Origin of the sequence: Corynebacterium sp. HMSC076D02 (assembly GCF_001813815.1) — a bacterium.
GTDB lineage: Bacteria > Actinomycetota > Actinomycetes > Mycobacteriales > Mycobacteriaceae > Corynebacterium > Corynebacterium simulans.
In genome coordinates this window covers 321,929-330,726 of the sequence record NZ_KV814082.1, presented here as the reverse complement: position 1 = coordinate 330,726, position 8,798 = coordinate 321,929, and the positions used below count along the sequence as shown (strand labels likewise).

At 58.8% G+C, this 8,798-nt stretch carries 8 protein-coding genes; 4 read left to right on the top strand and 4 right to left on the bottom strand.

Annotated features, from left to right (window positions below):
• From HMPREF2935_RS12155 to HMPREF2935_RS12145, 3 genes are all read right to left on the bottom strand, one after another.
• On the bottom strand, positions 1-1,286 hold a 1,286-nt coding region (locus HMPREF2935_RS12155), incomplete at its 3' end, for a 3'-5' exonuclease (RefSeq protein WP_070733393.1).
• 36 nt (positions 1,287-1,322) lie between these two features.
• Complete coding sequence (gene glgX, locus HMPREF2935_RS12150) at positions 1,323-3,494, bottom strand: glycogen debranching protein GlgX (RefSeq protein ID WP_061923386.1); 2,172 nt, start codon at positions 3,492-3,494, stop codon at positions 1,323-1,325.
• 14 nt (positions 3,495-3,508) lie between these two features.
• Positions 3,509-4,087 carry a TetR family transcriptional regulator gene (locus HMPREF2935_RS12145; protein ID WP_070733391.1) on the bottom strand — a complete coding sequence of 193 codons (579 nt, stop codon included), beginning with the start codon at positions 4,085-4,087 and terminating at the stop codon, positions 3,509-3,511.
• Between the two features lie 308 nt (positions 4,088-4,395).
• Here HMPREF2935_RS12145 and HMPREF2935_RS12140 point away from each other — a divergent pair, with 308 nt between their 5' ends.
• From HMPREF2935_RS12140 to HMPREF2935_RS12125, 4 genes are all read left to right on the top strand, one after another.
• On the top strand, positions 4,396-5,154 hold the full coding sequence (locus tag HMPREF2935_RS12140) for a hypothetical protein (protein WP_083313241.1): 759 nt from the start codon (positions 4,396-4,398) through the stop codon (positions 5,152-5,154).
• Positions 5,155-5,269: 115 nt separating this feature from the next.
• A complete protein-coding gene (locus tag HMPREF2935_RS12135) occupies positions 5,270-5,758 on the top strand; it encodes a hypothetical protein (RefSeq protein ID WP_235591056.1) in 489 nt (162 codons plus the stop codon).
• A gap of 228 nt (positions 5,759-5,986) precedes the next feature.
• Positions 5,987-7,528 (top strand): molybdopterin-dependent oxidoreductase, encoded by a 1,542-nt coding sequence (locus tag HMPREF2935_RS12130; RefSeq protein WP_061923374.1) that lies wholly within the window; start codon positions 5,987-5,989, stop codon positions 7,526-7,528.
• A gap of 39 nt (positions 7,529-7,567) precedes the next feature.
• Positions 7,568-7,810: a hypothetical protein gene (locus HMPREF2935_RS12125; RefSeq protein WP_061923371.1), complete on the top strand. Its 243-nt coding sequence runs from the start codon at positions 7,568-7,570 to the stop codon at positions 7,808-7,810.
• A gap of 19 nt (positions 7,811-7,829) precedes the next feature.
• Here HMPREF2935_RS12125 and HMPREF2935_RS12120 read toward each other — a convergent pair whose 3' ends face one another.
• Entirely contained in the window at positions 7,830-8,765 is a 936-nt protein-coding gene (locus tag HMPREF2935_RS12120) for a YbjN domain-containing protein (RefSeq protein ID WP_061923368.1), read from the bottom strand.
• Positions 8,766-8,798 lie beyond the last annotated feature (33 nt).

Genomic DNA, 8,798 nt, shown 5'->3' with positions numbered 1-8,798 from the left:
TTTTCGATGAGCTCTTCGGCGCGCTTTTCCTTCGAGGTCTTCGTCGCCCACTCGCCGAGGACCAGAATGGTGGTCTTTTTGGTGACGTTCTTGCCAATCTTGCCGCCGCGCTCAGCGATGCCCTTCCAGAGCAGACCTTTATCGAAAGGCTCAAAGTCACCGGTCAGAGTTACGTTTTGGCCAAAGAGCGCGCCTTCCGGATCCGCATCGAGGTTCGGGTCCGGAATGGTATCCGGTGTGGCTACCGACTGCCACGGAGCGGGTCCGCGGCCGGACTTCTTTTCCTTTCCGCCGGTCTTTGCGTCGGTCTTAGTACCCGACTTACGGGTCTTGTCGCGGAAGTCCGTGCCAGCGCCAAGGTCGGCCGCAGAGGTAGGCGCGGTATGCGCGCGCAGTACCGGCAGAATTGCCTCTTTATCCAACTTGCCGAGGCTAAATTCGCGGGAACGGAAGAGCTCATCCACCGAGCCCACGTGCCCAAAGCGCCGCGCAAGGTCCGCGACGATGACGCCGGCTGCGCGGGCGTCGGCAGTTGCCTCGTGGTGTTGGAAGTCATCGGCACCACAGAATGCCGCCACCGTGGGCAGCTTGTGGTTGACCACATCGATAACGCCGGCAGAAGAGGCATCGCGAGCCAGTGCTAGCGAACATGCCAAAGTGATCTCCGGAATCGAACCGCCAGCCTTCAGCAGGCCCTGACGCAAAGCGGTGGAATCGAACTGTGCGTTATGCGCGACTAAAACATCGCCGTCCATGAACTCAAAAAGTTCCGCCGCGGCCTCTGCAAAAGGCTGGGCACCCTCGACGTCGGCAGGCTTAATGCCGTGGATCGAGATGTTGATATCGGCGAACTTCTCAAGGCCCGGCGGGGGAGTACACAGCCAAGTGCGGGATTCGGTTTCCTGCCCATCGCGGAAACGCACCGCACCAATCTGGCACACCGAACCCCAATCATCGTTGGCGGTTTCCACATCAACGGCGGTGAAGTTCAGCCCGCTGACCGAGGCCGCCTCCGCCGGCGCCTCACCGCGCAGCGCAGCCTCGACCGCACGCGCGAAAGCCGCCGCGTCCTGATTGGGGGCAAAGGCAATGCGCTTGCCGACGCCGCCTAATTCCACGTATCCAAAGCCCGCCGCGGTGGGGGCGCAGACGGTGACATCGGTGACGTCGCTTAGCGCAACCTGCTCCTGTTTAGCCTTGCCCAGGCAAGCAGAAAGCAAAGAAGCTTGGAAAATAAGCTCCTTATTCGTGACATCGATGCGGGTGGCGTGGGCGTGAAAAGACACGAACTACCTTTCCGGGGAAAATCGGAGGAAAATTTCTTAAGCGTCGAAGACTGGCGGCTCTTCCTGGCGCAGAATCAGCGTCGAGCGCGGTTGAACAGTGATCGTACCCTCTGCATCAATGTAGGTTTCCTCCGCGGGGTAGCCGCCGGAATCCGCCGTATCGACCATAAGCCGCCAGCGCGCGCCCAAGTCCTTGGTAGGCAGGGTGAACTCAATCTCGCCGTGGTGGGCGTTGAAGATCATGATGAAGGAATCATCGGTGATGCGCTCGCCGCGGGCTGTGGTCTCGGTGATTGCGTTTCCGTTGAGGTAAACCATCAACGCGCGGCCAAAGTCATGATCCCAGTCGTCCTGCGTCATCAGCTTGCCAGAGGGCACCAGCCAGGCGATGTCGCGGTCCTGCACGTCGGAGCCCAGCGGGCCACCGGCCAAGAAACGTTGCCTGCGGAAGACCGGATGCGCGCGGCGGATGGCGAGCACGCGCTTGGTAAAGCCCAGCATCGCCTCGGACTTTTCTTCTTCCAGCAGCGACCAATCCATCCAGGAAATCTCGTTGTCCTGGCAATAGACGTTGTTATTGCCGCCCTGCGTGCGCCCGAACTCGTCGCCGTGGCAAAGCATCGGCGTGCCCTGGGAAAGCAACAAGGTGGTCAGGAAGTTGCGCACCTGCCGGCGGCGCAACTTCTTTATCTCTTCGTCCTCGGTAGGCCCTTCCACGCCGTGGTTCCAGGAACGGTTGAAGGACTCGCCGTCGCGGGAGTCCTCGCCGTTTTCCTCATTGTGCTTGTCGTTGTAGGTGACGAGGTCCCGCAGCGTAAATCCATCGTGGGCGGTGATGAAGTTGATGGAAGCGGTAGGGCGGCGGCCATTGTTGCCATAAAGATCGGAAGAGCCGGTAAGCCGCGAGGCAAACTCTCCCAAGGTGGCGGGCTCGCCGCGCCAGAAATCGCGCACGGTGTCGCGGTACTTGCCGTTCCACTCGCTCCAAATCGGTGGAAAGTTTCCCACTTGGTAGCCATCATGGCCCACGTCCCAGGGCTCCGCGATGAGCTTTACTTGGCTGACCACGGGGTCTTGTTGCACGAGGTCGAAGAAGGTGGCGAGCTTGTCGACGTCGTCAAGCTCCCGCGCCAGCGTCGCCGCCAGGTCGAAGCGGAAGCCGTCCACATGCATCTCCGTGACCCAGTAGCGCAGCGAATCCATAATCAGCTGCAGCGAGTGCGGATGCCGAACGTTAAGGGAATTACCGGTGCCAGTGTAGTCCATGTAGAGGCTCTTGTCCTCATCAACCAGGCGATAGTAGGCGTGGTTATCGATGCCGCGGAAGGCGATGGTGGGGCCTAGATGGTTGCCCTCCGCGGTGTGGTTATAGACCACGTCGAGGATGACCTCGATGCCTTCCTCATGGAAGGCACGCACCATGGCCTTGAACTCCGCGACGGCCTCGCCGGGCTTTTTGGCATAGGCATAGTCCAGGTGAGGAGCGAAGAAGCCGAAGGTGTTGTAGCCCCAGTAGTTGCGGAGGCCGAGGTTGCGTAGGCGATCATCCTGCAGGAACTGGTGCACCGGCATCAGCTCGACGGCGGTGACGCCGAGCTCCTTGAAATAGTTGATGATCGCTGGATGCGCCATGCCCGCGTACGTGCCTCGCAGCTCCTCAGGCACGTCGGGATGGCGCATAGTCATGCCCTTGACGTGGGCTTCGTAGATGACCGTCTCATTATCAGGGGTGCGGGGGCGGCGGTCGCCGGCCCAATCGAAGAAGGGGTTGATGACCACCGAAAGCATGGTGTGGCCGAGGGAATCTTCAGTGTTGCGGCCGGTGCCTTCCTCTTCGGCGTGGATGTCATAGGAGTAGAGGGAGGCGTCGCCATCGAAATCGCCGTCGAAGGCCCTAGCATACGGATCTACCAGCAGCTTTGAGGGATCGCAGCGCAGGCCATTGGCGGGGTCATAGGGGCCATAGATGCGATAGCCATAGCGCTGGCCCGGGCCAACGTTGGGCAGGTAGGCATGCCAGACGTGGGCTGTTATTTCATTCAGCTCGACGCGCTCTTCTTTTCCTTCGCGGTCGATGAGGCAGAGCTCGATTTTTTCGGCGATTTCAGAAAAGATGGCGAAGTTTGTACCGGAGCCATCGAACGTGGATCCTAGTGGCGCGGGTTTTCCTGGCCAGGCTTGGGTAGGGCAGACAGCGGTTTCAGTCATGCCCTAGAGCATAATTAATTTTCCGTGCCCGCGAGCGGGTTGCGCAGGCCGTTTACGATGATCTCGACGCCGCGGTGGATATCTGGGCGGTGGTCTACGGGGGATTTATCCGCGGCGTCTGCAGAGGCTGTGGCCTTAGCTGACTCCACCAACTGCTGGCGCGATTGCTCCATCTGGGTAGCGCCCAAGACTAGGTGCGCGATGGCTAGTGACGCCGCCTGAACTTCGGCTTCCGAGGCACAGTGGCCTTCGACTGACTTAAATGAGGCGGCGATCTTTTCGGTGAGTACTTCCCAAGTTTCGGAGTCAGGGTAGGCGAGGCCAGCGCTGGCAACCTCTGCGCCATCGCGCCAGCTGAGCAGGGCAGAGTGCAGGCTCTTTGCGACGTCTAGCGGGCTCGTGCCGGAAACAGGCGCTAGGATTTTCTCGGCCATGGCGGCGATGAGCGCTTGCTTGTTGGCGACGTGCCAGTACAGCGCGCCGGGCGCTACGTCGAGTGCGGTGGAGACTCTGCGCATCGTAACATCCGCGAGCCCGTAGGAATTTAAGAGCTCGAGGGCAGTCGAAAGAATACGGTCTCGGTCTAATTGCACGCTGTTATCTTACCCGTCCGGCTGTCGGTGCATCCGTGCGGCACGGCAGGTGTATAAGGCCTGTGCGCCGAATAGTGGTGACTGGCTTAACATTTGCCAGTAAATGTGTAAGAAAAGGCCTAAGTTCACAGGCTTCTTTGAGGGATCCGACATGTATTCCGCACCTTCGACTTGTTAGGATGAGGCGGAAAGAAAACTGGCTCAGGCTGTTTCGCTCGCGCTGAATCGGCGACCATTCGGAACCGATTTACAGCGACCTACATTTAGCCTTGACGCCAGCCATCGTAAATATTTCAGGAGCCTAACCCTTGTCTTTTCTAACCCCTGCGAAGAAGTCCCTCGTTGCTGTAGCCATGGTTCTGCCGATGACCCTCGTTGCCTGCGGTAACGACGAAGAAGCCAACAACGCTCAGGGTGGCGACAAGACCACCGCCACGAAGACCACGCAGGCTTCCAAGGATGCGGACAAGTCTGCTGCTGCGAGCAAGGAAAAGAAGTCCGAGGACAAGGACGCAAACAAGGATAAGAAGGACGGCAAGGACGCAGAGAAGAAGGGAGGCGCAGACAAGGACTCCAACGCAGCCGCTGCGGAGGAGACCCTGGCTAACCCATTCGAGGGTGGCGCCAACCCGCTTGAGAACGCCGCGCCGGTCGCTCCGGTTGAGGGCGCTCCGGCAGAGCAGGGAGATGTCGACGGCATCAATCAGCTGGTCCGTGGCCTCTACGAGACCAAGACCATGCGCCAGTTCTTCAAGTACATGCCGGATCACACCTGCTCCGCAGTGCTGAACGCGCAGGGCTCTGAGGTTGCCAACATGGACTACAACCAGATCCCGGATGTTCCGATGAACGAGCTGAAGAACATGCTCGCAGCTTCCGGCCAGGACACCTCCCAGCTGGATGGCTTCGACTGGAACGCAATTGGCGTTGAGTCCATCAACGACGTTGTTGTCAACGGTGACGATGCTTCCGCAACCGTCAACGTCAACACCAACGAAGGTCTGGATAGCTCCACCATGCGTTTCCGCCGCGAGAACGGCAACTGGACCTTCTGTGGCGAGGTCTAAACTCTCCGCGGAGAAAATAGCGTCAAACAAGGCGCTGTAATTTATAAGGAGGGAGTGCTTTGGCACTTCCTCCTTTTCGTTTTAGTTCTTTCGAGTCAGGCCTTATAAAGAAATGGTGTCCAAGTCCAAGTTTCGTATTCCTCGCTCCATCGGGTTCGGTGCGGGGCTGCTTGCCCTAGTCCTTGTTGTCTATTCGGTAGTGGGGGCGGTGTGGGGGATGTGGCGCCCGACTCTTACCGGCCGTGAAGTAGAAGACGGCGGCTATGCCATCGAAAATGTTGCTGACGTGCAATTTTCTTCCTTCATTGTATTCGCTGTCCTGGTGGGTTTCTTGGGGCTTTGCTTCGGGCTGTTTTCTTATATGCGCGGCGCGGCGTTCCGCGGCGTCGGGCAATTGCTGTGGTGTGGGGTGGCCTGCCTGGCAGGTGCGGCGGCTTTCTATGTGGTTGGCGGGGTAACGGCGCATTCCGCGCCGGCGGATCCGGGGCAGGTGGTCCAGTTTGTGCCAAAGTTTGCCCCGGGGATCGCGTGGGTGGTTTCGCCGTTTATGGCGATGTTTGCTTATTGGTCGGCGGCCTTCGTGGATGTGCCGGGCGTAGATTAGAGGCCGAGGATGCGGGGCTCGGGGGTATACATTATGTGTAATTTGCTGGACGTGTGGCGGGAATCATGCTGTGGAGTAAACCAGCATTGTTCCAGCTATGCGGGTTGATTTTGCCCAAAAGCTAAATAAGCACGGAAAAACCATTGGTATTTCGGGGTGGGTGCGACACAATGAAAAATAAGTCACACTAGTGAAAAGTTGTATCTCTCACCACCGAGGAATTTTCCCATGGACTATGTATTGGCTCTGGGTGAAAACCCAGACTTTCCTATCTGGTTGCGGGCCTCGCACCTCATCAACTTCGTACTCATCGGTATGCTGCTGCGCTCCGGCATCGAAATGCTCTCTTCCTTGCCGCGTCTGTGGTGGCGCAGTGATTGCGCGCCTGGCACCGAGTGGATCAAATTTACAAAGCGTGAGCTGCCCAAAGAGGAGGGCGTTTACACCTCCCTTATGGATGAGCTTTCGGTCTCGCCGATGCTTTCCCTGCCCGGCCGCGAGAACATCGGATTGGGCCGCCACTGGCACGGCGCCGCGGTGATGCTGTGGGTGCTCAATGGCTTTGTCTACGTTACCCTGCTCTTTGCCACCGGCCTGTGGCGCCGGCTGATTCCGACCTCCTGGGATATAGTCCCTGAGGCCTGGGAATCGGCCAAGGTCTACTTGAGCCTGCAGGCACCCTCGCTGGAGCACTTCACGCCATACGACGCCCTCCAGCAGCTCGCGTACTCCTTCGTCATTTTCATCCTGGCGCCGTTTATGATGCTCACCGGCGTAGCCATGGCCCCGGCCGTGCGAGTGAAGTTCCCTCGCTACGTGAAGTTCTGGGGTGGCCACCAAGGTGCTCGCTCCCTGCACTTCATTGGAATGGTGCTGATGAGCGCGTTTATTGTTGTGCACGTCTTCCTCGTGTTCTTCGTTCACCGCGAGCACAACATGGTCCACATGGTCTTCGGCGACGTGAGCGTGGAGCGCTACGCGCAGGCCTTTACCACCGTGGTCTTTACCATCGTGGTGGTCATTTTGTTCTGGATCTTCTTGTCCTACTGGTCCCTGGCGGATCGCGCCCGTGCCCAGCGCATCGTGGTGAAGTTTACCGAGCTCGGCCGCAAGCTCTTCCTGAACTGGTTGAAGGTTTCGCCTTCTACCCAGCAGGCTTATACCGATAAGGACATTTCCAAGTTTCACTGGACTAACGGCCTGCCGCCGACGCCCGATGAGTCGCCGGAGTGGACCAAGTTCCGCGAGAATGACTGGAAGGGCTACGAAATCACGCTGGCTGATGACATTAATGGCGTAGAGAAGGTCGTCACCATCGAGCAGCTACGTGAGTTGCCGCAGCAGTCCTACGTGGCAACGCATACTTGCATGCAGGGTTGGTCGGCGACCTCCCGCTGGGCTGGGCCTTCCATCGAGGACGTGCTAAGCCTGTTGGGACCACGCCCAGAAGGCGCCAACTACGTCATGGTCGAGTCCTATGGCCTAGCGCAGAAGATGTACGACAACCGCCCGCGCGAGCCCTTCTATGCCTGCTTTAGCATTGACGACGCCCTGGATGCACAGTCTGTCATCGCCCTGTCCCGCAACGGCCATGAAGTCGACATCCATCTCGGTGCCCCGGCGCGCTGCCGCGTGGAATCCAACCACGGCTACAAGGCCGTGAAGTGGGTTTCCAAGGTTAGCTGGATCGCTGATTACGCAGGCTACGGCGACGGCCGCGGCGGTACCCGCGAGGATTCTGCGCTGCAGGCGTTCAACGGCCGTATCTAAGTTCGGGAATCTAACGGCAAAAGTCGTACAATTTGACTCATGTCGATTATTGTTTCCACTCACTACCACGTCAGCGGCGTAAAGAATGACAACGATGTCCGCAAAGCGCTGCAGGCACTCTATGACATCTTCGCTTCCGGTGGCCTGGGCCAGGCCACCTTCGAAATTACGGACCATGAGTATGCCCGCCTTGTGGTCAAGCACAAGGACGATGTGATCCCCTCCGTCCCGGCGATGAACGAGGCCCTGGCTAAGGCTGGCAACTACGAAATCGTCCAGTAGTTTGAGCCTTTAAGGCCTGTTAAGGCCACTGGACCGGTGAGGCGCCAACCGCCTCTCGGGCAATATCGTCGATGCCGTGCAGGATGTGCTTCATGCCGCGGCCCAGGCTGGTCAATAGCTGGGCGTCGGTAAGCCCGCCGCCTGCCATGACCGCGTAATCCAAGCGCACCTGCAGGCCGTCGACGTTCGAGTGACAAAACGCCGCCGCCGAATGATGCGTGCGGTTCCAGTCGTTGCACGTTAAAAATATGCGGGTGAAATCCTCACCCTTTAAGTTCGGGTCCCAGTGGCCCTTGATGATTAGGCTCGGGCCCACATCGAGCACGAATGCAAATAAAACATCGTTTATCCAGGCATAAACGGATTGCTCGGCGTCCGTCTGGAAGCGATTGATGCCTAGCCTGCGCAGGATATCCTCCACCCGTGCGATGTCCACGGGCAGCACCTCCGCTGTTGCGCTTTCCGACGCCGGCGAATCCTCCGCTGGGGATGGCTGGCTGCGGAGGGAAGGGAAGGCGTCGGCAAGCGCGTTCAAAAACAACCTCGCATTGCGCAAAGCCGGCACCAGCGCTGCCTCCAACTGGGAATCCTGCGGCTCGTCCTGAACCACCAAGAATGTATGCCCCCACAGCGTGACCGCAGTGGGGTCGGCATAATCCACCACCACGCGCGGCGAGATGCAGTCGTGGTTCCAGTCGTTGGCGAATTCGCCGAGCGCTGCTATATCTTCGAAGCCCAAGTGGCCTTGGTGGGTGGTATAAAAATGCAACACCGGCTCGCCCGCAGCGTCGAGGCTCACGCGGGTTTCACCCGCTGTGGAATGTGGAAAAATCACTAGCTCATCAGTGGCTTTAATGGAATGAATACCCAAGCGGGAAGCGATCTCGCACATGCGAGCCAGGAGCCTCGTGCTCGTGGCGGACTCGCAGCTGGCATCTGAATCGAATTCATCCATGCGCTGGGCCCTGCCTTCCATAATTTGCTTAAG

What these genes read in the sequence shown, in the direction of transcription:
- HMPREF2935_RS12125 (WP_061923371.1), top strand. Translation starts at nt 7,568, where the DNA reads ATGTCGATTATTGTTTCCACTCACTACCACGTCAGCGGCGTAAAGAAT.
- HMPREF2935_RS12120 (WP_061923368.1), bottom strand. Translation starts at nt 8,765, where the DNA reads ATGGATGAATTCGATTCAGATGCCAGCTGCGAGTCCGCCACGAGCACG.
- glgX (WP_061923386.1), bottom strand. Translation starts at nt 3,494, where the DNA reads ATGACTGAAACCGCTGTCTGCCCTACCCAAGCCTGGCCAGGAAAACCC.
- HMPREF2935_RS12130 (WP_061923374.1), top strand. Translation starts at nt 5,987, where the DNA reads ATGGACTATGTATTGGCTCTGGGTGAAAACCCAGACTTTCCTATCTGG.